This window comes from Microbacterium sp. (assembly GCF_031178445.1).
Taxonomy (GTDB): Bacteria; Actinomycetota; Actinomycetes; order Actinomycetales; family Microbacteriaceae; genus Microbacterium.
Genome location: NZ_JAPSIY010000002.1, coordinates 16,940 through 40,202, shown reverse-complemented (window position 1 = coordinate 40,202; position 23,263 = coordinate 16,940). Strand labels below are relative to the sequence as shown.

The 23,263-nt window shown below is 69.8% G+C and carries 20 protein-coding genes; 6 read left to right on the top strand and 14 right to left on the bottom strand.

The features are described 5' to 3' along the window. Window positions 1–54: 54 nt before the first annotated feature. Both RIN43_RS03030 and RIN43_RS03025 read left to right on the top strand, forming a co-directional pair. Entirely contained in the window at window positions 55–318 is a 264-nt protein-coding gene (locus tag RIN43_RS03030) for a glutaredoxin domain-containing protein (protein ID WP_309127405.1), read from the top strand. 131 nt (window positions 319–449) lie between these two features. Beyond that, on the top strand, window positions 450–2,225 hold the full coding sequence (locus RIN43_RS03025) for an aldehyde dehydrogenase family protein (RefSeq protein ID WP_309127404.1): 1,776 nt from the start codon (window positions 450–452) through the stop codon (window positions 2,223–2,225). A gap of 1 nt (window position 2,226) precedes the next feature. Here the strand turns inward: RIN43_RS03025 and pip are convergent, their stop codons facing one another. Further along, window positions 2,227–3,192, bottom strand: a complete 966-nt coding sequence (pip, locus tag RIN43_RS03020; RefSeq protein ID WP_309127403.1) for a prolyl aminopeptidase — start codon at window positions 3,190–3,192, stop codon at window positions 2,227–2,229. Window positions 3,193–3,311: 119 nt separating this feature from the next. Beyond that, window positions 3,312–4,187 carry a neutral zinc metallopeptidase gene (locus RIN43_RS03015; protein ID WP_309127402.1) on the bottom strand — a complete coding sequence of 292 codons (876 nt, stop codon included), beginning with the start codon at window positions 4,185–4,187 and terminating at the stop codon, window positions 3,312–3,314. Window positions 4,188–4,232: 45 nt separating this feature from the next. On the opposite strand from RIN43_RS03015, the gene RIN43_RS03010 reads away from it, so the two are divergent. Together RIN43_RS03010 and RIN43_RS03005 are read left to right on the top strand one after the other, a co-directional pair. Further along, window positions 4,233–5,222 (top strand): malate dehydrogenase, encoded by a 990-nt coding sequence (locus RIN43_RS03010; protein WP_309127401.1) that lies wholly within the window; start codon window positions 4,233–4,235, stop codon window positions 5,220–5,222. A gap of 58 nt (window positions 5,223–5,280) precedes the next feature. Further along, the gene (locus RIN43_RS03005) at window positions 5,281–5,745 is read left to right on the top strand and encodes a recombinase family protein (protein WP_309127400.1); all 465 of its coding nucleotides are present in this window, start codon (window positions 5,281–5,283) and stop codon (window positions 5,743–5,745) included. A 97-nt stretch (window positions 5,746–5,842) separates the two neighbouring features. Here RIN43_RS03005 and RIN43_RS03000 read toward each other — a convergent pair whose 3' ends face one another. The 3 genes from RIN43_RS03000 to eccCa all read right to left on the bottom strand — a co-directional run bounded on the left by RIN43_RS03000 (window position 5,843) and on the right by eccCa (window position 10,621). Continuing rightward, window positions 5,843–6,130, bottom strand: a complete 288-nt coding sequence (locus tag RIN43_RS03000) for a WXG100 family type VII secretion target (protein WP_309127399.1) — start codon at window positions 6,128–6,130, stop codon at window positions 5,843–5,845. A gap of 18 nt (window positions 6,131–6,148) precedes the next feature. Continuing rightward, window positions 6,149–6,460 carry a WXG100 family type VII secretion target gene (locus tag RIN43_RS02995; protein ID WP_309127398.1) on the bottom strand — a complete coding sequence of 104 codons (312 nt, stop codon included), beginning with the start codon at window positions 6,458–6,460 and terminating at the stop codon, window positions 6,149–6,151. Between the two features lie 159 nt (window positions 6,461–6,619). Further along, entirely contained in the window at window positions 6,620–10,621 is a 4,002-nt protein-coding gene (eccCa, locus tag RIN43_RS02990) for a type VII secretion protein EccCa (RefSeq protein ID WP_309127397.1), read from the bottom strand. Window positions 10,622–10,707: 86 nt separating this feature from the next. On the opposite strand from eccCa, the gene RIN43_RS02985 reads away from it, so the two are divergent. Next, entirely contained in the window at window positions 10,708–12,045 is a 1,338-nt protein-coding gene (locus RIN43_RS02985) for a hypothetical protein (protein WP_309127396.1), read from the top strand. Further along, a complete protein-coding gene (locus tag RIN43_RS02980; RefSeq protein ID WP_309127395.1) occupies window positions 12,042–13,496 on the top strand; it encodes an FHA domain-containing protein in 1,455 nt (484 codons plus the stop codon). Before RIN43_RS02985 ends, RIN43_RS02980 begins: the two co-directional genes overlap by 4 nt. Before the next feature lie 69 nt (window positions 13,497–13,565). On the opposite strand, the gene RIN43_RS02975 is transcribed toward RIN43_RS02980, so the two are convergent. The 9 genes from RIN43_RS02975 to eccB all read right to left on the bottom strand — a co-directional run bounded on the left by RIN43_RS02975 (window position 13,566) and on the right by eccB (window position 23,262). Further along, the gene (locus tag RIN43_RS02975) at window positions 13,566–14,882 is read right to left on the bottom strand and encodes a hypothetical protein (protein ID WP_309127394.1); all 1,317 of its coding nucleotides are present in this window, start codon (window positions 14,880–14,882) and stop codon (window positions 13,566–13,568) included. A gap of 12 nt (window positions 14,883–14,894) precedes the next feature. Next, on the bottom strand, window positions 14,895–15,254 hold the full coding sequence (locus RIN43_RS02970; RefSeq protein WP_309127393.1) for a hypothetical protein: 360 nt from the start codon (window positions 15,252–15,254) through the stop codon (window positions 14,895–14,897). A 127-nt stretch (window positions 15,255–15,381) separates the two neighbouring features. Further along, entirely contained in the window at window positions 15,382–16,185 is an 804-nt protein-coding gene (locus RIN43_RS02965; protein ID WP_309127392.1) for a DUF2510 domain-containing protein, read from the bottom strand. 239 nt (window positions 16,186–16,424) lie between these two features. After that, window positions 16,425–17,183 carry a hypothetical protein gene (locus RIN43_RS02960; RefSeq protein WP_309127391.1) on the bottom strand — a complete coding sequence of 253 codons (759 nt, stop codon included), beginning with the start codon at window positions 17,181–17,183 and terminating at the stop codon, window positions 16,425–16,427. 2 nt (window positions 17,184–17,185) lie between these two features. Beyond that, on the bottom strand, window positions 17,186–18,058 hold the full coding sequence (locus tag RIN43_RS02955; RefSeq protein WP_309127390.1) for a hypothetical protein: 873 nt from the start codon (window positions 18,056–18,058) through the stop codon (window positions 17,186–17,188). 27 nt (window positions 18,059–18,085) lie between these two features. Continuing rightward, on the bottom strand, window positions 18,086–19,768 hold the full coding sequence (locus RIN43_RS02950) for a type VII secretion target (protein WP_309127389.1): 1,683 nt from the start codon (window positions 19,766–19,768) through the stop codon (window positions 18,086–18,088). Window positions 19,769–19,784: 16 nt separating this feature from the next. Next, the gene (locus RIN43_RS02945) at window positions 19,785–20,522 is read right to left on the bottom strand and encodes a hypothetical protein (RefSeq protein ID WP_309127388.1); all 738 of its coding nucleotides are present in this window, start codon (window positions 20,520–20,522) and stop codon (window positions 19,785–19,787) included. A 143-nt stretch (window positions 20,523–20,665) separates the two neighbouring features. Continuing rightward, a complete protein-coding gene (locus tag RIN43_RS02940) occupies window positions 20,666–21,946 on the bottom strand; it encodes a S8 family serine peptidase (protein WP_309127387.1) in 1,281 nt (426 codons plus the stop codon). Next, the gene (eccB, locus tag RIN43_RS02935) at window positions 21,946–23,262 is read right to left on the bottom strand and encodes a type VII secretion protein EccB (RefSeq protein WP_309127386.1); all 1,317 of its coding nucleotides are present in this window, start codon (window positions 23,260–23,262) and stop codon (window positions 21,946–21,948) included. The genes RIN43_RS02940 and eccB overlap by 1 nt, the downstream gene beginning before the upstream one ends. Window position 23,263 lies beyond the last annotated feature (1 nt).

The window sequence follows — 23,263 nt, the reverse complement described above, 5'->3', positions numbered from 1 at the left end:
TTGGGAGGGCGCCGCGCGGAGCCGGTGCCCTCCCACGGCCCGTACCCTGGAAGTATGACGACTCCTGCATCCGACTCCATCACCATGTTCGGCGCCGACTGGTGCATCGACTGCCGCCGCACCAAGAAGCAGCTCGACGAACTGGGTATCGAGTACACGTACGTCGACCTCATGACTGACCCCGCTGCGGCCGACGTCGCCAAGGACATCTCGGGTCGCACCAACATCCCGGTCGTCGTCTACCCGGATTCCTCGCACCACGTCGAGCCCTCGAACGCCGATGTCGAGTCGAAGCTGCGCGAGCTCGCGCTGATCTGAGGCGGCCGCGCGCCGACCCCGCGCGCTGAGAAGTCCGCGGCTCACCGCGGGCGCACGTCGGCCTCTCCGCGGCCCATCGCAAGCGCCGCCGCGGCTCGTCGTAGGCTGAGACGACGCCGAAGGAGACGACGATGACCCAGGATGCGCCCGTGAAGGCTGCCGCGAAGAAGGCCGCACCTGCGGCATCCGCCCCTGCGCTCGGCGATGCGGAACGCGACGCGCTGGATGCCGACATCGCCGCCCTGCACAAGGGCGCGCACAGCTGGGCAGCGCTCTCCCTCCCCCAGCGGATCACACTGCTGCGCACGCTGCGCACGAGTGTCGCCGCCACGATCGACGACTGGGCGAACGCCGCCGCAGACTCCAAGGGGCTGCGCAGCAATCACCCCCTGCGCGGCGAGGAGTGGCTGAGCGGCCCCTACTCGGTGCTGGGCGCCATCGATGCTTATGCGGCCACCCTGTCGCGACTGGCCGAAGGCCGCGGCGCGCTGGACGGCGTCCGCATCGGACGAGCTCCCGGCCGCCGCACCCGCGTCGACGCCTTCCCGCTCACCGGCATCGATCGTGTCCTGCTCTCGGGTTTCAGCGGCGAGATCTGGCTCGAACCCGGCGTCACCCCGAGGACGGCACGCGCATCAGCCGGTCTGGCGCAGCTGACGCCGGCGGTATCGGGCGGAGTGGGCCTCGTGCTGGGAGCGGGGAACATCACCTCTATCCCGGTGCTCGACGTCATGTACGAGCTGTTGGCGCACAACCGGGTGGCGCTACTGAAGGTGAATCCGACGCAGGACGCCCTGGTGCCCGTCTTCGAGCGTGCGCTGGCGCCGCTGATCGAGCCCGGGTTCCTGCGTATCGTCCGCGGCGGCCCCGCAGTGGGCGGGTACCTCACCGCGCACCGCGACCTCTCGCACGTGCACATCACCGGATCGGCAGCGACCTTCGACGCGATCGTGTGGGGCTCGGGGGCGGCGGCCAAGCGCAGGCGACGCGAGGGCCGGCCGCAGCTGAAGAAGCCGATCACCGCTGAGCTGGGCGGGGTCTCGCCGATCATCGTGGTGCCGGGCGATTGGACCGACGCCGACCTGACCTACCAGGCCGAGCACGTCGCGACCATGCGCCTGCAGAACTGCGGACACAACTGCATCGCCGGGCAGGTGGTGATCATGTCGTCCGACTGGCCGCAGGCCGCGCAGTTCCGGGCGGCGCTGCGACGTGCCTATGCGAACGCGCCGGAGCGGCCGATCTGGTACCCGGGGTCGCCCTCGCGTCTGCGGCAGGCAGCCGAGGACTACCCCGATGCGCTGGTGCTCGCCGACCGGCTGCTGATCGACGTGTCCGCGGACCGGGATGCCGCGGCACTGCAGACGACGGAGTACTTCGGCCCCGTACTGGGCATCGTCGAACTGCCAGGAACCGGACAGGACTTCCTCGATGCGGCGGTCGCGCATGCGAACGATGAACTGCAGGGCGCCCTGGGCGCGAACCTGTTGGTCCACCCCGCCACGGAGCGCGCCCTCGGCGCCGGCTTCGAACGGGCGATCACCGCCCTGCGGTACGGCTCGATCGCCATCAACGCATGGACCGCTTTCGGGTTCATCACGCCCACGCTCACCTGGGGTGCGTACCCCGGCAACGACATCGACGAGGTCGGCAGCGGCATCGGCGTCGTGCACAACGCCCTGCTGCTCGACCAGGTGGAGCGCTCGATCGTGCGCGGGCCGTTCCGGCCGTTCCCCCGCTCGCTGCCGATCCTGAACGGCGGCGGCCGATTCACGATCCTGCCGAAACCACCCTGGTTCGTGTCGGCTCGAACGGGCGCCGCCGTCAGCGAGGGACTGACCCGGTTCCGCGCGCGTGGCGGCGTCCCCGGCCTGGTGCGCACGCTGCTGCGGGCGCTGCGGGCCTGACTCAGAGTGCGGCGAAGCGGTCGGTCGCGGCGCGCAGGGCGCGCTGAATGCCCGGTTCGGATGCGGCATGGCCGGCATCGTCGACGATCACCAGGTCGGCTTCGGGCCAGGCTGTGTGCAGATCATGCGCGGTCATCATGGGCGTGCAGACGTCGTAGCGGCCCTGCACGATCACCGCCGGGATGCGCCTGATGATGTCGACGCCGTCGATCAGCTGCCCTTCGCGCAGCCAGCCGCCGTGCATGAAGAAGTGGTTCTCGATGCGGGCGAACGCCGTGGCCTGCGACTCCTCGGTGGCCTTGGCCACATGCTCGGGGTCCGGTCGCAGCGTGACGGTCGACGCCTCCCAGCGGGTCCAGGCGACGGCGGCCGGCACGTGCACGGCCGGGTCGGCGTCGAACAGCCGGCGATGGTACGCCTCGATCATGCGGCTGCGCTCGAGGGGCGGGATCGGCTCGAGGTACTCCTGCCAGAGGTCGGGGAAGAGTGCGGCGGCGCCGCCCTCGTAGAACCATTCGAGCTCGTGCCGGCGCAGGGTGAAGATGCCGCGCAGCACGAGCTCCGAGACGGCATCCGGATGCGCCTGGGCGTACGCCAGCGCCAGCGTGCTGCCCCACGATCCGCCGAACACCTGCCAGCTCTGAATGCCCAGGTTCTTCCGCAGCAGCTCGATGTCGGCGACGAGATGCCAGGTGGTGTTGAACCGCAGGTCGGCGGCCGGGTCGCTCGCGTGCGGGGTGCTGCGACCGCATCCGCGCTGGTCGAAGAGCACGATGCGGTACACCTCGGGGTCGAAGAACCGCCGCTGCCACGGCGACGTGCCGCTGCCCGGGCCGCCGTGCAGGAAGACGACCGGCTTGCCGTCGGGATTGCCGCTCTGCTCCCAGTAGATCCGGTTGCCGTCTCCGACGAGCAGGTCGCCCGTCTCGTACGGTTCGATCGGTGGATACAGCGCGTCAAGATTCATCGGTCCCTCCCCAGGGTGCCCGTGTGTCGGGCCCTCTCACCGTAACCGAAGTCGGTATACCGGCGCGGAGCGCCACGGAGTGGTCGCTGCTCTGGACGATCGGACGCGTACGTCCGCGCTCAGAGCTCGCCCGCCGGCACCGCGAACGTGTCGCAGACGCCGAGACCGTTCTTATACCCGTTCGCGAACCAGTACTGGCGCTGCTCGCTGGTGCCGTGGGTGAAGTTCTCGGGGCTGACGAACCCGCCCGACTCCTGCTGGATGTGGTCATCGCCGACCGTGTACGCGGCGTTGACCGCATCCGCCAGCTGTGCGTCGGTCGGAGTCTCGAGATAGGGCACGCCGTTGTCGTCCTCCAGCTCGGTGACATCGCCCAGCCACGCGCCGGCGTAGCAGTCGGCCTGCAGCTCGGTGCGCACGCCGTTGCTGTCGGGGCCGGTGCCGTTGTTCGGGTGATCGTCCATCACGCCGGTGATGTTCTGGATGTGGTGACCCCATTCGTGACCGACGATGTACAGCTGAGCGAGCTCGCCTGCGGATGCTCCGAACTGCTGACGCATGATCGCGAAGAAGTCGGGATCGATGTAGACGCCCTGCTCCGGCGGGCAGTAGAACGGTCCCACCGCGTTGGACGCAGTGCCGCACTGGGTGGGAGTCTGCCCCTCGACCACAGTCATGGTCGGCGCGACGTAGCCGTCGACATGCTGCTCCCAGAAGTCGTTGAGCACGACCTCGGCGCCCGCCATGCGGCAGTCGTCGTTCGCGTTCGCGTCTTCACCGGTGCGGCACTCGCTGAGTGTCTCACCGCCCGAAGCCGGCGGGTTCTCCCCGCCGGGGGCACCGCCGACGAGACCGGTCAGGTCGGGCCCGCCGAGCATCGCGACGACGAGCGCCACGAGCCCGAGCACGCCCACACCGCCGCCCGCGATGACAGCGCCGCGCCCGCGGCGCCGGGTGCTGTGGCCCGAGATGTCGGCGTCAGGGTTGAACGTCATGGGACGAGAGTACCCCTCGCCTCGCGGCGCACGTAGGCTCATTCCATGGCGACGACGATCACGATCACGGGGGCCGGCGGACAGATCGGCTACGCGCTGCTGTTCCGCATCGCGGCTGGCGACATGCTCGGCCAGGACGAGCCGGTGCGACTGCGGCTGCTCGAGATCCCGCAGGGGCTCGGCGCCGCCGAGGGCGCCGCTCTCGAGCTTCAGGACGGCGCCTTCCCTCTGCTCGAGCACGTGGAGGTCACCGACGACGCGGCAGTCGGTTTCGAGGGCGCGAACCACGCTCTGCTCGTGGGCGCCAGACCGCGCGGGCCCGGGATGGAGCGCGGCGACCTGCTCGCCGCGAACGGCGGGATCTTCGGCCCGCAGGGCGCGACGATCGCAGCCAACGCCGCCTCCGACATCCGAGTGACGGTCGTGGGCAATCCCGCCAACACGAACGCGCTCATCGCGGCCTCCGCCGCCGACGGCGTTCCTGCCGAGCGTTTCACGGCTCTCACCAGGCTCGATGAGAACCGGGCGCGCGCGCAGCTCGCGCTCGCCTTGGACGCACCGGTGGCGAACGTCAGGCGCGTACCGATCTGGGGCAACCACTCCGCGACCCAGTTCCCCGACATCTCGCACGCCACCGTCGCCGGCGAACCCGTCGCGGAACGGCTGGCCGGACGGGTGGGCGACGTGCGGGCGTGGCAGGAGCAGACCTTCATCCCCCGGGTGGCCAAGCGCGGCGCCGAGATCATCGAGGTGCGCGGATCGAGTTCCGTGGCCTCGGCCGCGAGCGCGACCATCGATCACGTGCGCGACTGGGTACTCGGCACCGCGGACTGGACCAGCGCCGGTGTTGTCTCGCACGGCGAGTATGGCGTGCCGGAGGGGTTGATCTCGTCGTTCCCCGTGCAGTCCGTCGAGGGACGCTGGCGGATCGTCGAGGGACTCGATCTCGATGCGTGGGCACGCGAGCGCGTGGATGCGTCAGTCGCCGAGCTCGCCGAGGAGCGGGACGCGGTGCAGGCGCTCGGTCTGATCTGACGCGGCCGCACCCTCCTGAGTCGGTGGACTCGGGCAGAATGGATGCGGAGGTGCGATCATGAGCGACGCGACGAACGCGAATGGGGTGGATGCCCCGGCAGAGGTGGCACTGACCAGCCCTCTGAACCTGCCGCACGCCGCTGCGACCTGCCCGAAGTGCCTGGCGAACGACGATCACGACTGGTGGTCGGCGCGCCCCGAGGGAGCCCGCCTGGTCGGCCTGGTCGTCGCGCGCGATGGGATGCCGTCGGTGACCGAGCAGCGCACGGAGCTGACCCGCTTCGGAGTGCCGATCGAAGGGTTCCGGCATCCGGCGCCCGAGATCCTGGAGACCTGGGGCGACCGGCTCACCCGCCTGCTCGACACGCTGCAGCCCGGCGATGTGCTCGTCGTGGCGAACGTGCACGCGCTCGGCCGCGACCGGGACGAGGAGACGCGCACGGTCGCGGCGCTGCGCAGACGCGGAATCATGGTCAAGGTGCTCGGCCACCAGGCGCGGCACCTCGCCGACGCCGCGCGCTGAGTCCTCGACCGCAGAAACGAATCGGCCCCCACTCCCGAACTGATCGGGTGTGGGGGCCGTTCATGCATCCGCCGTCAGTGGCGGCGCACCGCGGGCATCACCAGCGGTTCTTGTTGCGGTTCTCGTTCGACTGACCGTCGCCGGCGTCCTGGATGACCTGCTTGCCGATCTCGGCGAGCAGCGCCTTCATCTCGGTGATGGCGGCGGTCCACTGGATCTTGGCCTGGATGTAAGCCTCGGAGGCCTCACCCGTCCAGTCGCTCTGAAGGGGCTTCAGTGCGCTGTCCATGTCGTTGAGCTTGGTCTCGATGTTGTTGGCCGCGCCGCCGATGTCGGCACCCGCCGTCTCGACGGCGCCGAACTGCATCTTGTATCCGCTGTTCATGATGTTTCCTCTCCGGCCTCAGCCGAGACGGCCCTGGAACTTCGTGTGCGACTGCGCCGACGCGTCGTCGGTGGCGGTGTACGTCGTCTGCGAGTCGAGCAGGTTCTGCTCGAACTGGTCGAGCGTGTTCGTGATCCTGCGCGACTTCTCCTGCCACTGGGCGAACGTCGCCTGGAACGCGTTCGAACCCGATCCGGCCCATGCCGCACCGATGCCGGAGAGCTTGTTCTGGATCGCGTTCAGCTCAGTGACGATCTGCTGCTTCGAGTCGCTGACGATCTTGGCACCACGCTGCAGAGCACCATCCGCTGCGGAGACTTGTGTGTTCACGGTCACCTCCTGGTCTGAGGGCGTGTTCGCCCTGAATCTCTTTCAGCCCTGAGGGCCGTGACGCCGATCTCCGGCGACAACTAACACCTTACGGTTCACGCCCGGGGATGCCTATGGGTAGCTCTGCCCACGCAGGCCTGCCCATGCCTGAACCCCTCGTCACAGCTGCGATGAGGGAGCGTACGCGAGCTGCATGATCTCGAGTCCGCGCTCGCGGGTGATCACCTTCGCCCGGCCTGGCACGGCCGGCGTGGCCTTGATGTTCCCGATCAGCTGGCCCTCGTCGGGGCTTCCCGACAGCAGGATGCCGGGTGAGGCGAGATCCCGCAGCGTCTGCATCACGGGCTCGTACGTGGCGCGCGATGCACCGCCCGCGCGTCTGGCGATCGTGAGATGCAGCCCGACGTCGGAGGCCTGCGCGAGCAGCGGCTGCAGCACGGCGATCGGGTTGCCCGACTGCGTAGCCACCAGGTCGTAGTCGTCGACGAGGATGAACACCTCGGCGCCCGACCACCAGGAGCGCTCACGCAGCTGCTGCGGGGTGATGTCGGGCCCCGGCATGCGACTGCGCAGATAGTCGGTGAGGCCGGCGAGCTCTTCCGCCGCCTGGTCTGCCGTGGTGAAGTAACCGGCGAGATACTCCTCGGGGATCTCCGCCAGAAGCGCACGTCGATAGTCGACGACGAAGAACTGCGCCTGCTTCGGTGACATCGTGCGCATGACCTCCTGGGCGAACCCGCGCAGGAAACTCGACTTGCCCGACTGGCTGTCGCCGAACAGGTAGAGATGCGGGTTGCGCCGCACGTCGAACGTGGTCGGGGCGAGCTCGGCCTCGTCGACGCCCAGCAGCACCTGCTTCTCGCGTGGCGTGCCATCGGCTCGGCGCCGCAGTTCGGCCAGCTCCAGCATCTCGGGCAGCAGACGCAGTTTCGGGGCACGAGGGCCCTTCCAGGCCGCGTTCACGCGCTCGATGAGGTCCTCGACCCCCTCGCTCAGCGTCTGCGGGTCGCCGGAGCCGTCGATCCTCGGCAGGGCAGTGAGCATGTGGTGCTTCGACGGCGCGAGACCGCGACCGGGGCGCCCCTGAGGGACGTTGACGGCGATCTTGCGGTCGATCTCGGAGTCGCTGGTGTCGCCGAGGCGGAGCTCGAGCTTCGAACCGAAGGTGTCGCGGATCGCGGTGCGGAAGTCCATCCAGCGCGTCGTCGTGACCACCAGGTGCACACCGAAGGTGAGCGCGCGCCCGGCGAGTGCCTGGATCTCGAACTCCATCTCGTCGAACTCCGACCGGATCGTCGGCCATCCGTCGATCAGCAGGAAGACGTCGCCGTAGCCGTCATCCGCCCTGCCCTGCGCGCGCAGCCTGCGGTACGTCTCGATGGAGTCGATGCCGTTGGCGGTGAAGTACCGCTCACGGGCGTTCACGATCCCGAGCACCTCTTGGAACATGCGCCTCAGCACATCGGGCTGGTTCCTGCCCGCGACGCCCGCGACATGCGCCATCTTCGCGAACGGCGAGAACGTGCCGCCGCCGAAGTCCATCACGTAGAACTGCACCTCGAGCGGAGTGTGGGTCAGCGCGATGCCCGTCAGCACGCTGCGTGCGAGCGTGCTCTTGCCGCTGCGGGCGCCACCGACGATGGCGAGGTGACCGCCCGCGCCCACCAGGCTCATGACCAGGCTGTCGCGACGCTGCTCGAGCGGACGGTCGACGATGCCGAGCGGGAGCGTGAGCGGGCCGGCCTCCCGCCAGCGTCGCGAGATCAATCCGAGTTCGGGATGCTCGGCCAGGTCGCCCAGCATCTCGTCGAACGTGGCAGGCACATCCAGCGGCGGCAGCCACACCTGATGCGCGGGGATGCTCTTGCCCTTCATCCGCGACACCGCGATGTCGAACGTCACCCGCTTCTCGGCAGGCTCGTTGCTGGGCGCTGCCGGTTCCGCAGACTGCTCCGCCGGCGTCTCCTGCACGACGACCGGCGCGGCCGTGAAGGCCCTCGCCTCGATCGCGCGGACCGGCTGTTCGGTCTCGGCAGTCTCCGGTACGGAGCCCGGCCGCCGCCGGCGCGTCTTCGGCGGGGCGGAGACGTACGCCGCCCGGAACTGGGTCAGGGTCTCGGCATCCGACTTCAGGATGCCGTGCCCGCCGCCGCCCGGCAGCGTGAACGCGTCCGGCACTCCGATCACTGCGCGCGAGTCGGCGCCGGAGAACGTCTTCAGGCCGATCCGGTACGACAGGTGCGAGTCGAGCCCGCGCAGCTTGCCCTCCTCCAGGCGCTGCGTCGACAGCAGCAGGTGGACCTGCAGCGATCGACCCAGTCGACCGATGGCGACGAAGAGCTCGGTGAAGTCGGGCTTGGCTGCGAGCAGCTCGGAGAACTCGTCCGCGACGATGAGCAGAGCGGGGAGCGGCTTGAGATCGGTGCGCCCGCCCTTGCGCGCCGCCTCGTAGTCGGTGACGTTCGCGAAGTTGCCCGCATCGCGCAGCAGCTCCTGCCGGCGCGTCATCTCACCCTGGATCGCGTCCTGCATGCGGTCGACCAGCGTCAGGTCGTCGCCGAGGTTGGTGATCACCGCCGAAACGTGGGGCATGTCCGCCATGCCCGCGAAGGTCGCACCGCCCTTGAAGTCGATCAGCACGAAGTTCAGCGCCTCGGACGAATGCGTCATCGCCAGCGACAGCACGAGCGTGCGCAGCACCTCGGACTTTCCCGAACCGGTCGCGCCGATCAGCATGCCGTGCGGGCCCATGCCCTGCTGCGCCGACTCCTTGATGTCGAGGATCATCGGCTGACCGGATGCCGTGAGCCCGATGGGAACCCGCAGCCGATCACGCGCCGAGCGGGGCTTCCAGGCCAGCTCGGGGTCGAAGTCGCGCACATCGGGCAGACCGAGCAGATCGGTGAGCTCGGCCGAGATCGTGCGCGCTCCGCCTCCCGCGGCCTCCTCGTCCTCCACCGCCTCGACCAGGCCGGTGAGCCGGCGGGCGACCGCCTCGGCCGATGCGATGCCGAGGAAGTCCGGCGCCGCGTGCACGACGCCTGCGCCGCGACGCGCGACGGTCAGCTGCGGGGCGCCGTCGTCCGAGCCTTCGATGACCAACCGGATCGTGTACGGGTCGGTGAGCTCGGCCCACGAGCGCGGGATGTCGACGACGGTCACGCCGTCGATGCCGCCCTCCTCCGTCAGCGGGTTGCCCCTCGGCAGCTCCACGCCGTCGGTGATGACCACCACGTGGGGCAGGGCGCCGGCGCCCTGCCCGCTGACCGGCCCGCGGGAGCGGAGATCGGTCAGGAGCGGTTCGACGTCCGACCACGACGAGCCGATGCGGCGGGCGCCGCCGACCGCATCCGAGACGCTGTCGGACTGCGCATGCGGGAGCCACTTCATCCACTCCCAGTACGGCAGGTCCTCCCCCGACGCGATCACGGCGATCTGCAGGTCCTCGGGCGCGGCGAACGTCGCCAGGTGCATCACGAGGGCACGAACCAGGCCTCGCGCGCGCACCGTGTCGCCCGTCGCCTCGAGGCGCGCACAGGTGGCGATGTCGATGGCGAACGGCAGGTCGGGAACCTGGTCGTGTGTGAGCACGAAGCGATGCGCGGCCGAGGCGCTGACGGGGTCGAGCTGCGCAAGCGCGGGGATCGGCGCCTCGTCGAGCGTCATCGCGAGCGGCTGCGTCGCCGTTCCCAGCCTCGCCACCAGCAGCTCCTTCTCGCCGGCGGTGCGCTCCCACACCCGCGAGCCCTCCTCGACGATGAACGGGAGGGTCTCGGGCGCCGGCAGCATCCATTCCTCGTACCGCCGCTGGCGCGTCGCCACCTCGCGAACCGCATCCCTCGTCTCCGCAAGGTACGCGAGGTACTCCCGGCGGGTGTTCTCGACGTTGGTGGAGTGCTGCGACTTCTGCCGCCACATCTGCCCGCCGACCATGGACAGCGCCATGAACAGGAACATCCCGCCCATGATGTACGTGCGGGTCGCGTCGCCGCCCTGCGTGAGGGAGAGCACCGCGACGGAACCGAGACTGCCCACCATCGGCAGCGCCATCATCAGGGTGTTGGAGGCCCCCTCGGGCTTCGGGAGCTCCGGCGCCTGCTGCAGCGTCAGCTGCCCGCCTGCCGGCGGTTTCGGCGCACGGCGGCTGGTGGTGTTGCTCACGACGGGCCCTCCTCGAGTCGCATACTATTGTGGCAGGATGCGGGCATGAAACGGTGTCGTGCCGAGGATCGTCGAGGGGCTGGGGCATGTCAGCGAAGACAATTCGTCTCACCGTCGCGGATGCTCACAGCCGTCACGATCTCGTCGTCCCCGCCGACTCGACGGTCGCGGAGCTGCTGACCGTCGGCGGGGTCGACCTGAAGAGGTACGTCAGCACGACCACGTCCGGCGCGGCCATCGAGCTCGACAGCGAAGTGTCGGTCACGCCCGGTGACGGCGGGGTGATCTGGCTGTTCGACCGCACCGCCGAGTCCGCCGGCGGCAAGGCTCCGCGTACGAAGGAGACCGCATCGCGAACAGCGTCCGGTCGCGAACGCTGGACGGCGCTGTGCCTGCTGCTGGCCGTCGGCCTCGGCCTCGTCGTCTGCACCCTCTTCGCTCCGACCCCGGCCAGCATCCTGACCTCGGTTGCGGTGCTGCTCGCGGGCGCGATCGGTCTGCTCGCCCAGCCGGTGGGCGATGAGAACGCCTATGTCGCCTTCTTCGCTCCCCTTCTCGCTGCGGGGGCCGGAGCGATCGCCATCGCGGGCTTCCGCGACGCGGGCGCGATGATGGCGACCGGAATGGTGGCAGGCGCCACCGCGGCCTGCATCCGGCACGCGCTGGCCCGCGCACGCGATCGCGAATCGGCAGGCGCCACCGCCGTCATCGCCTCGCTGTGGTCGGTGTTCGCCGTCCTGAACGCCGCCGCGTTCATCGCCGACGTGCCGGCCGCGGCGATCACCGCCGTGCAGGCCGCCTGCGCGGTGCCGATCTTCCACTACATGCGTGGGAGCGCCCTCGATGTCGACCCCGACGACCTGATCGACACCCCCTTCGTGATCCGCGACGCGCAGGGGATCCGTGCGCGCCCGCCGGCCGAGCCGTCGCCGATTCACGCCGATCGTGCCGCCCACCGGTTCCTGCTCGCCAGGCGACGCTCGGAAGCCGGCACCGTCACAGCGTGCGCGCTGGCGCTGCTCTCGACGCTGTACACACTGCTGAACATCGGTCAGGGGACGATCGAGACGTGGTGCCTCCTGGGCGGATCGTTCGGGATCGGCGGCTACTTCCTGCTGACCTCGCGCAAGTTGCGAGACGGCCTGGCGCGGGGTGCGGCGCTGGTCACCGGCGCGGTGATCTCGGTTCTCGCGAGCATCGCGGTCATCGCAGCTCTGCACGTCAACCCGCTTCTGGTCGCACTCGCGCTGGTGTTGAGCGGGATCCTCGTCGGGTGCATGACCGTCCCGCTCGCCCGGGACTGGCGCTCACTGGCATGGTCGCGAACGGGCGACATCATCGAGGGAATCCTGCTGGCCCTCGCACCGGCGGCCCTCGTGTACGGCTCGGGAATCGCCGGGCAGATTCTGGAGGTCTTCCTGTGACCCTCTCCCCTCCGGCCGCGCCTCCCGCGGCGACGATGCTCCGCTCCGGCCATCCCGGCACAGCACGTGTGAACGCCTCCGCCGGCAAGCGAGCCGGCGCCTACCTCATCGACTTCGCGATCGTCGCAGCCATCGGCGTGACCGTCTGGCTGCTCACAGGATCGCTGCTGCTCACGGCCGTCGCCGTGGTGGAGCTGTGGGCGATCGGCTGGGTGTGGGAGGGGCACACGGGCGCGACTCCGGGGAACCTGATCTGCGGCATCCGCACCGTGCGACGAGACAGTCTGCTCAGCGTCGGCGCCGGTGGTCTCCTTCTGCGCAGCCTGCTCATGGGCCTCTCGCATGCGATTCCGATCCTGCTTCCCGTCAGCCTCGCTGCCTCCGGCGCCCTGGACGGAGTCGCCCGTGCACGCGTGATCGATGTCGGCAAGGTGCGCGGGTCGACGACCGCCGAGATCGGGGGTACTGCGCAGCTCGAAGCACGGGTCACGCGGCTGGACGACCCGTCGGCTGCGCCGGAGCCGCTGCCGTCGCGACAGAGCCTCATCACGCGAGCGCCCGTCGGCCCGCGGACGGTGGCCATGCCCGTGCCCGAGCGCGCCGCGCCGGCTGCGCCGGCCACGGCCGCCACTCCCGAGCCGGCTCCTGCTGTCGCGTCAGGCCCCGGCACGGTGCCCGTGTTCGAGCTCGGCGACGGCACGGTGATCCGGGCCACGGGTCTGGGCTTCATCGGGCGCGCACCACGCGCACCCGAGTCGATCCCTGACGCCATCCTGGTGCGCGTGCCGGATGGCGCCCGCTCACTCTCCCGCACCCACGCCTCCTTCGGCGTGGAGGACGGGCAGTTGTGGGTGCAGGACCTCGGCTCGGCCAACGGCGCGTCGGTGCGCCACCTCGGCGGCACCGTCACAGAGCTCACGCCGCACAGCCCGCGCTTCCTCGTACCGGGCGACGTCCTGATCCTCGGCGGAGATGCCGAGCTCGCCTTCCGCCGGGTCGTCGAGCGTGCGGATGCGGCGGCTGCCGCGCCGCAGCCAGCCGCGCCGGCCGCCCCGATGGAGGCAGCAGCCCCCGCGCCACAGGCCCCGGTCGAGCTGCCCGCAGCGGCACCGGCCGGCCCGGTCATCGCACTGCAGTTCCAGGACGGGACCACGGTGCCCGTCCGCGGGACCGGATACATCGGGCGCGCACCCAGCCTTCCCGACGGTGAGAGGGCGGATGCAGCACTCATCGCCGTACCCGACGGCGATCGCTCCGTTTCACGCACCCATGGCCGCTTCGGCATCGTGGGAGGTCAGACCTGGTTCGAGGACCTCGGGTCGGGGAACGGCTCTTCGCTGCGCACCGGCGACGGCCGCTCCGGTCCGATGACGCCTCACCAGCGGTTCACCCTCGTACCCGGGATGGTGCTGCAACTGGGTGACTGCGTCGTGCGCGTCATCGCGGTCTGACCGCGTCACAGACGAGAATCCGCCCACCCGCAGTACGCGGGTGGGCGGATCATTTGGAGAGGAAGTGGCTTACCAGCCGAGTTCTTCGCGTCCGTCGGATGCCGAACGGCCTGCGGCCCCGGCCTCGCCCAGGTCGGGAGTGACGTCATCTTCGTCGGCCTCGAGTTCGTACGCGAGGAGGTCCTGACCGCGCCGCCGGTTCTTCTTGCCTCCGGCACCGCCTGCGCCTCCGGCGGCTCCCCCTGCGAGCATGCCGCCACGACCGCCGCCTGCCGCGCCCGTCTGCGCGACACCGGCCACGCCCCCGGCTCCGCCGGCGGTGCCGCCGGCTCCGTTGATTCCGCCCACGCCGCCGATGCGGCCGGCGCCGCCTGCGAGCCCGGCGCCACCGACCCTGGCCGCGCCTCCTGCCAGAGCCGCACCGCCGACACCGCCGACACCGCCGACGAGGCCGACACCGCCGGGCGCCACCAGCCCGCCGCCGGGAGGTATGACCCCGCCTGGAGGCATGACGCCGACGGGAGGTGTGACGCCGACCGGCGGCCTCACCGGAACGTAGCCGTCAGGGCCGCCGTCGATGTTGGGGCCGTCCGGGTCGTTCGGGTTCGGACGCACCGGAGGATAGACCTCCGGGTCTCGCGGGTCGGGATAGACGGGAGTGATCACCCTCGGCGGGTCATTGCGTCCCGGATCGGTGACGCCCGGTCCGTCATAGCCGCCGTTCCCGCCAGGGCCGGTTCGAGGCCCCGTCACACCCGGGCCGCCGCCGCCCGTGCGCGGATCGTCCACCGTCGGCGAGTTCGAATCGTCCTGGTCGTCGGAGGGATCCTTATCAGGCTCGTCGGGGTCGTACTCCGACGTGGGCATGCCATCGATGATTTCCTGCAGTCGCTTGTCGAGGGCGACGGTGAGCTTGCGCGCCGCCTCCTCCTGCTCCGCTTCGGCCTGCTCCTGGTACCACTTGGCCGCCTGCTCCGGCGTGAGCGCCGTCCCCGGCGTCACCTGGACCGGACTGCCGGTGGCCGCCGCCATGTCGATCGTGTTCTTCTGCGCTGGTGTCAGCTCAGTACCCGGCAGCCCCCCGATGCCGCCCGAGGCCTCTTCCAGTGCTTCGTTGGCCGCGTTGATGGCGGCGCCGAGCTCGGACTGGAACTTGCCGAATCGTTCCAGTTCTGCGTGAATGGCCTTGAGTCTGGTCTGAATGACCTCGCCGAGATCGCCTTCGAAACCCTCGGTACGCGCGGCTTTGGTGACGCCGGCTGAGGCCGTTCCCACGACGGTGACGACGGCTGTGCGCTGCGCGGCCTGGGCGACGCGCGTACCCGTCGCGACGATGTTCCCGCGGTTCGCCTTCAGCCGGCCGAGCCGCTCCATGTTCTGTCCCACAGTATCCTCCGGTCAGATCGCAATGGGCTTGTTCGGTCCGCGGCCTACCGCTCGATACAGCAGGTTCTGGTACTGCGACTTCTGGGTGTCATCCAGAAGGGTCGTGTCCTTCACAGCGCGATCCAGGTTCTCACTTGCTTCGCGGAGTTCCTTGCGAAGCTCCGTGAGCCACAGCACGCTGGAGTTGTACTTCGATGTCAGCGCGGCGGCGAGGTCGACAGACTTGCCGTCGGCAGTCCACACCAGACTGCTCTGACCCTCGCGAAGCGACTCCGCCGTCTCCTGGCACTTGTCGAGCATCTCCGTGCACTCGACAAGGAGCTTGAACTGACTGTCAGCCATCTCCGCGTCCAGCTGGATGATCTTCGCCATCAGCGACCCCCTCGCTTGTTCCTGTCCGCGACGATACTAGCCCGGGTGGGCCGCCTTCTCCATGGGGAGCATTCCCCATCGAGAAGCCGGGAGCGGCGACGGACGCCGCGGTTCAGCCGATGCGGCTCTACTGCGGACCGCACTCGGTGGCGGCGCTCACGACCACTTCCCGGAAAAGGTCGGCTTCCGTGCCGGCGACCTCCTCGGTGATCACCTCACCCGCAGCGACCTCCTGGAGAAGTGCGTCCGACACATCGGAGTCGTAGTAGTACTGACCGATGCAGGCGGCGACCTCGGGGGTCTTGTACTCCTCGAGTCCCGCCTCGCCCTCCAAGCCTGCGACGTACCCTTCTGCGATCGCCTCAGGCGTCGGGCGGCCCTCGCCGTCATCGGTCGGCTCCTCTGACGGCTGCTCACTGGTGACGGAAGTGGGGAAATCCGTGGGGAGCTGCTGCACGGCGTTGTCGACGAGCGAGACGAAAAGCACGACCGAGAAGACGATGCCGCCGATGATTCCACCCACGATCGACAGCACGATACCGACGATCGACGGCCACCTCTTCGTGTTCTTCCTGAACACCGCGATCAGCGAGACGACGAACGCGGCCAGCAAGACGACGATCCCGATGACGAAGGTCACCACAGTCGGGATGCAGGCGAGGATCGTTCCCAGCACAGCCAGCCCGAGTCCCACGTAACCCAGGGTGGGGGGCGGCCCCTCCGGCGCGGTTGCGGGCACGACCGGGGGCGCATGACGGAGTTCTGGGCTTGCCGAGGACACAGCGCCGGATGGAGTGGGGGCATCGGATGCAACCGGAGGGTGCGCGCCGACGGCGGTGTCTTCAGGCGCGAAATCGTCGGTCCACCGCGTGCCGTCCCACCACCGCTGGCGTCCGGAGCCGTCGTCGTACCAACCTGCCGGAGTGCTCATCCACATCCTCCTCGTCGAAACCGTCTGCACATCAACGACGTGCATCCCCCTCTTAGTGGCGCGAAGCACCGCTACGTGTATATCAGGTTCACCCGAGCGTCCTGGGAGGCGACGACGGGGACGCGAGCCCCACGAACCCCACAGCCGTCGTCCTACCAACCTGCCGGAGTGCTCACACGTGTCCCCTCGTCGAAGTCCTCGCGTCACGTTCACATACGAGTCGGCGCACGGACGACTGGTCAGACCGCCGCGGCGAGCGGCTCCTGCACCACGAACGCGTCGAGCAGCGCCAGATCGTCGGCTGTCACGATGCGGGCGCCGACCGCGTGCTCCACCAGACGCGAGCGCTGAGAAGCACGAATGCCGCCGTCGGCGCCGCGCTCGAGGCCGTGGATCCCCAGTCGGGAGAACTTGTCGCACAGAGTGCCCAGCCTCCTGTGGAACTTCTCGGTCGTCCATCCGAGTCGGCGTGCGACATCCTCGGGCGAGGGAAGCTGCACCGCGCCATCCGCTCGCTGCCGCAACAGCGGCTCGGCGAGCGAAGTCAGGAGGATCCGCTGCACCGGGGAGAGCAGTCCTGCGACGCCGTCGCCGGCGTCGTTCCACGCCGTCGACACCTGGTAGAACGGGCTCTGGGCCGTCAGCGAGAACTCGTACGTCGTCTCACCGGCGGTGAACATCACCGTCGTGGCGCGGAACACCAGCGGCATCGAGGCGCCGGGAGCGAGCCACGACTGCGCCAACCCGTCGGCCGAGGCGACAGATGCGGTCAGCCCGGAGCCGACGTTCGTCAGCCACCAGATTCCTTCGCGCTCGCCGATCTCCAGGAAGCGCCTGTGGACGTACTGGTTGTCGTCGATGGAGAGGTCGGTGCCTCGACCGATGACGAACGTCGTCCCCGATGCGATGTGCTCGGTGCGGTCGCCGAAGTCGAGCACGAGCCCGTCGCTCGCCGTCGTCGCGGGTGTCCCGCCCGCGGATGCTTCGGACACGGTCATGATCAGGCCGCGTGCCGCGGCCACGCCCCACCGGGGAACGCGCCGGTCGAGGCCAGCTCCTGGGTGACGTTCATCATGAACGCCGACGCGGCCTGGTTGGCGGTGAGGATGATGTCGACGAGACCGATGACGTCGACGATGAAGAACCCGACCTCGGCGATGATCGTCGCGACGCCGCCAGGTGCGCCGAAGACCGACACGATCTCGGCGATGCCGAGCGCCACGCCGATGGCGGTCGTGATCGCCGCGATCGAGAAGGCGACCCAGAAGTCGACGATCGCATCAGCGAACGTGTTGAGCTCCTGGTCGATCATGACGCACTTGTTGTAGACGTCCTCAGCGGCCGGCTGCTGCAGGTCGACCCGCGCGATGTACGCGTTGTGGGCGGCCCCCTCCCAGGTGCCCGTGCTGGGCAGCGAGGAGGTCACGATGGTCGCCGTGGCCTGCGTGGCCGGCGCACCCACGCTCTGCACCCAGCTCAGCCCGGCCTGGCGCAGCGTGGTCGGACTGCCGACGTAGGCGAAGATCTCGGCGGTCTTCGAGATGGCCTCGTTGACCTTCTCGAACATCTTGCGGATCAGGTTGTTGATCTTCTCGATCAGCTCCCCGATGAGCGGGATGTGCTCCGCGAGCTCGAGCACGCCGTTGATGATGCCGATGACGGAGTCGGCCGCGTCGACGAACTCCTGGAACTTGGACTTGGACTTGTCGACGTCGGCGGCATTGTCGCGGCCGCTGCCGCCTGACGCTCCGCCACGGTTCTGCGAGCCGCTCGGCGAGCCGTGCGGGCTCGGGCCGTCGAACGCGCTGGGCGGCAGGTCCGGGGAGCCGGAGCTGCTTCCAGGGCCAGGGCCGGGGATTCTGGGTCGTGCCATGATCTACGTCTTCTTCCCGTTGAGAGGTCAGCTGTTGAGGCGGTTCTGCCAGGCCGGTGCCGGCTGCGCGGAGAAACCGCCGCCATTCGGGAGGGTCGCGGGCGCCGGCTGAGCCGGCAGCGGCACGGGGTCTCCCTCGATCAGGTCAGGGTTGGGGCGTGCTTCGGCATCGGTCTCGTCGGGTGCCGGCGCGGCATCGCCCTCGCCAGGCATGGGAGTCACGTCACCGTCGTCGCCGGGCGCGGGGACCGCATCACCGTCACCGGGCGCAGGAGACACGTCACCGTCGCCCTCGCCCTCGCCCGGAGCGGGTGCCACGTCACCGTCGCCCTCGCCCGGAGCGGGAACGACATCCCCGTCGCCCTCACCGGGAGCGGGCGCGACGTCCGCGCCGCCGTCCACCTCGCCGTCGACGTTGGGCTCGGCGTCGACCTCGGCTCCGACCTCGAAGCTCGCCTCTCCGCCTGCGGCCTGGTCGCGCAGCTCCGCAGCCTTGTCACGCAGGTCGGCAGCCTTGTCGCGGAGCTCGGCGGCGTCCTCGCGGGCATCCGTCATCTCCTCGAAGGCCTCGTCCTGCTGCGCTTCGAGCTCCTCGATCTGCAGGCGGATCTCGGCCGCCTCGGCCCGCTGAGCGGCCGCTTCAGCGCGCAGCGCGGCCGAGTCGGTGCGCGTCTGGAGAGCCGCCTGCGAATCCCCGGCGGCCTGCTGCTGCTCGGCCTTGAGGTCGAGTTCGGTCGCGCGACGCTCCGTGTCGGTGGCACTGCGGTCGAGTTCCGCGGCGCGCTCCTCGAGGGCGTCGATCTGCTTCTCGATGGCTTCGACCTGCTCCTGCGCCTTCTCGGCGTGCTTGTCTGCCTGGTCCGCCTGCCGGTCGAGGGCATCGGCCCTGGCGTCGAGCTGGTCGGCCTTCGCATCGAGTCGTGCCTGTTCAGCATCGTCGCCGGTCTCGCCGTCGGTGTCGCCGTCGATCTGCGGTTGATCGAGGCCGCCGCCTCCGCCGCCGACGCTGCCGCCACCGGCGCTGCCACCGCCCGTGCCTCCGCCGCCGGTGCCGGCGCCGCCGGTGCCACCGCCGCCGGGGCCGTCGCCTCCGCCGCCCGGGACGTCCTTGGTCTGGTTGCTCTTGGACTGCTGGTCGGTCTCGTCGTACGCGTCGGCCGTCAGCCGGAGCGAGTCGGCGAAGCCGGTGTGCGCGTCGGGCGCGGTGCTCAGCAGCTGCACCATCGTCGCCTGGAAGGACTTGTACGCGCTGGCGGCCTCGCCGCCGATGAACGAGAACGCCGAGGTCTCGATGTCCAGGCCTTCGGCGGCCGACGCGACCTTGCCGTAAGACCCGGCCGCCGCATCCCAGAGCTCCGCGTCCTTGCGCAGGAACGACGTCTGTACGTCGACTTCACCCTCGGCTCCGAACGACGATGCCGGCGGCTGGGACGGGGGCGTCGGCAGCACTGACTCGCCCTCGGCGTCGGGGAGCGCGGCAGGATCCGCCTGATCCACGCCGCCACCGTCATCGACGCCGCCATGACCGAGGAGCCCCTCGGCTACGTTCGATCCCGCACTCACCACCTCGTCGAGCGGTGTCAGCGAGTCGAGGATGTTACCCGTCGCACCGAGGAAGTCACCCTCTGCGACGTTCTGCCCGAAGTCGACGATCTCATCCACCGGGTTGACCGCATCGACGAGATCGCCGAATGCATCACCAAAGCCCATAGCTACGCTTCCTCTCTCAGCGGATGGCGCCCATACGGCGCATCAGCTCGCGGGGGTTGTGGGCGATCTTCGCAAGCTGCTCGATCGCCGGGAACCCCTCGTACTTGTTCTCACGCTCGCGTGCGGCCATCGCCATCACGCCGTTCATCGCCTTCACGATCTCGCGTTCGATCACGCCGTCGTTCGTGTTGCGCACCCACCGCTCGTCCAGCGTCACGGCGGTGATCCTGTCGCCCTGGCGGGTGACGGTGACGGTCTTGGAAGCATTGACGCCGTCGCGCTCCTGACGCGCGCGCTGTGCGTGATGCGCTACGAAGTCCTGCTGCTCAGCATCCGCCGCGTCGTACATGGCGCGAAGCTGCTCGCGACCTTCGACCGCCCAGTCCGCGCTGGGATCGCCCAGCTGCACGGGGGCCGGCTTCGGCACCGTGACCTCGGCGGTCGCGATCGTCTCCTCCGCGTGGTCGGTGTAGCCCTTCATCCACTGCCCGATGCGCTGCTCGAGCGCGCTCTGATAGCACGTGCTGACGGCGAGACCGAGCGATTCCTCACCGATCTTGTCGCGCCAGTCCTCGTCGAGCACGAGCGCCTTCACGGCGCCGTTCTCGGACAGAGTGAGCTTCACCGCCTTCTTCTCGTCCTCCACGGTGACGGGAGTCAGCTCGCCCGACGCGGCCGACAGGGCCCGCAGCTCGCGCTGCAGCTCAGCTGCGGTCTCCTGCAGCTCCGCCATCAGCCGGTTGGCATCCGCCATGTCCATATTCACGCTGGGCTCCCTATCTCGTGGACCGATGAGGCCATCCTACGGAGCGGTGCAAGAGCGCCATAGGGGGAGGACTCCCCATGCGACACGCTGCGAACGAGTCGTCGAGCGAGCGCGGCGAAACGCTCGCGAGGTCAGCCGCGCGCGCGACGGGAGCGCCCGCGCGCGAACAGGAGCACGATGACCGAGACGGTCGCGCCCGCCCCCAGCGTCCAGCCGACGATCGCGCGCGCGGGATCCAGCGGGTCGGCGACCGGCTCGATCGAGATCGTGCGGGACTCGGCCGGTTCCGCTGTCGGAGACGGATGCGCCGCGGAAGGAGGCCCTGGAAGCATCCCGTCGTCTTCGAGGGCGAGCGCCTCGGCGGGGCGCACCTCGCCCCATCCGACCGTGTCGCCGCGCTCCGCAGGCGCGACGCGCATCGCGGACTGGGTGAGCCGGAACGCCCACTGGTCGGGGGTCTCATCCGGGAAGCGGGCCGCGACGAGGGCGGCAGCTCCCGACACCACGGCGGTCGCATAGCTCGAGGACGCCGAGTCGGCGTTGAAGACGCAGTCGCCTCCCGAGATGTAGGTCGAGGGCACCGCCTGGCCGGGAGCGGCGATGTCGACGTGGCCGCCGGCGTACGAGGAGTCCGGGTCCCAGGTGCCGTCGCGCAGCACGCCGGCGACTGCGAGCGCTCCTTCGAGCTCACCGGGATAGAAGTGAGCCGGATCCGGCCGGTTCGCGTCAGCCGTGTTGCGGTTGCCCGCGCTGGCGACGACGAGCGAGCCCTGCGAGCGGGCGTAGGCGACGGCACTGCGGTACTGCTCGAGCGACTGGGCGTCGGAGAGCGAGACGTTGATGATCTGCGCCCCGTGCTGTGCCGCCCATCGGATACCGGCGGACACCGTCGCCGCCGAGGGAGGCACGAGCTCCCGAGACGACTGACCGTCTTCAGGGGCGGCCTGGAATGCCCGGACGGGCATGATCTTCGCTTCGGGGGCGATGCCGACGACGCCGGATCCCTGCACGGCCCTGGCTGCGATGATGCCCGCGATCGCTGTGCCGTGGCCGAAGAGGTCGTCGTCTGCGGGGGCCGAACCGTCGCCGAAGCTGGTGTGGCCCGGGACGAGGGCGCCGGCGAGGTGGACGTTGCCGGCCTCGACTCCGGAATCCACGACGGCGACGGTCACGCCGCGCCCGCGGCTGAGCGTCCACGCGTCCTGCAGCCCGAGTCGTTCCACCAGATAGCTGGTTCCAGGCACCAGCACGCGCTGCTTGGGCGTGCACTGCTGCGATGTGGCGTCCACCACCGGCGCAGCCGTGGACTCAACCGCCTCTGCTGCGTGGGGGGACGTCGCCGCGCTCCCCGTGGCGAGGAGGGCCAGGATGCCGAACGCCGCCGCCGCACCGCGCACGCCACGACCGCGCATCAACTGTCCTGCCCCGGCGCCGTCCTCTGCGCGATGGCTCGCCCGAGCGCAGGGCCCTGCTCGAGCAACTGCGTCCACGTCGCCGGCACGGTCACCGACTCCTGGGCGCGGTAGCCCAGCAGCTCGAGGTCTGCTGCCGACTCGACCGGGAAGTACACGCCCGCTTCGGAGACGAAGCCGTACGTGGCTCCCGCGCCGCTGCTGCGCGACGTGATGGCGGCACCCGCGCCGGGCTTGACGCGCGTACCAGGCTCGAGCTCGACCGGGGATGCCGCGACCGATACGACAGGCCCGTCCTCGGTGGGGTTCATCTGCAGGCACGCGGCCGCAGGGTCCTCGGTTTCGACCGGCACACGCTCAGGCCAGTCCCCCGGCACGGCGTTCGAGTTCACGTTGCGAAGGTTGGTCGCCTCGGCGACGGTCATCACGACCGGATCGACGCCGACGTACGCGGTCAGCAGGGTGCGTGCGAAGGGCGTGGCGGGGACGAGATCGCCGCGGCCGTCGACGATGTACTCGGCCACGATCTCGCCGTCGGCCTGGGTCTGCACGGCCTGCCCGACCATGAGTCCCGCCGTGCCCGCATCCGTTCCGAGTTCACTGCCGAGATTCACCGCCAACGGCGTACCCGGAGACACGAGGTTGAGCCACAGCGCCGACACGGTCGGCACCGACTGCACATCGTCGATGCCGAGGAAGACGCTGGCGACGACGGCCACGTTGTCCTCCGCCACGGCATATCTCTTCGCGCCCTGGACGAACCAATACTCGCCGTCGTCGTCCTTCACGAGAGCGGCCTGGTCGCGCGGCCCGGTCGGGTCGTCCAGCAGGCGGGTGGAGATCTCCAGCGGCTGGGCGGCGGCGACGCAGCTGAGCCAGGGGCCGGTGTACTGCCTGTCGGGCGCGGGAAGGTGGTCGGGTGCGCCGTCGATTCCGACCGGGGTGGGATCGCGGTCGATCCCGTCGAGCTTGTCGGCGGGGACGGAGGTGATCGTCGAGGAACCCACGAGCAGGCGGGCGCTCGCGAGGTTCTTCACGGGGTAGAGCGTGTCGCCGAGGGCGACGTAGCGTGATCCCTCACCCTTGACGACGATGATCGCACCGTCGCCCCACCCCTTGGGGAGGCTGCCGGTGAAGGTTCCGATCAGCAGCGACACGATCACCGTCAGGATGGCGAGCGCGACGCTGACGACCACGCCTCGCAGGGGCTTACCGGGCGGGAGCTCTCTTCCTCCCGGCGCACCGCTGGTGAAGGCGGTCTGAAGGCGGCGCCGGTTGAATGCCTGCGCCTGCAGCAGCTCTGATTTCGACGCCATG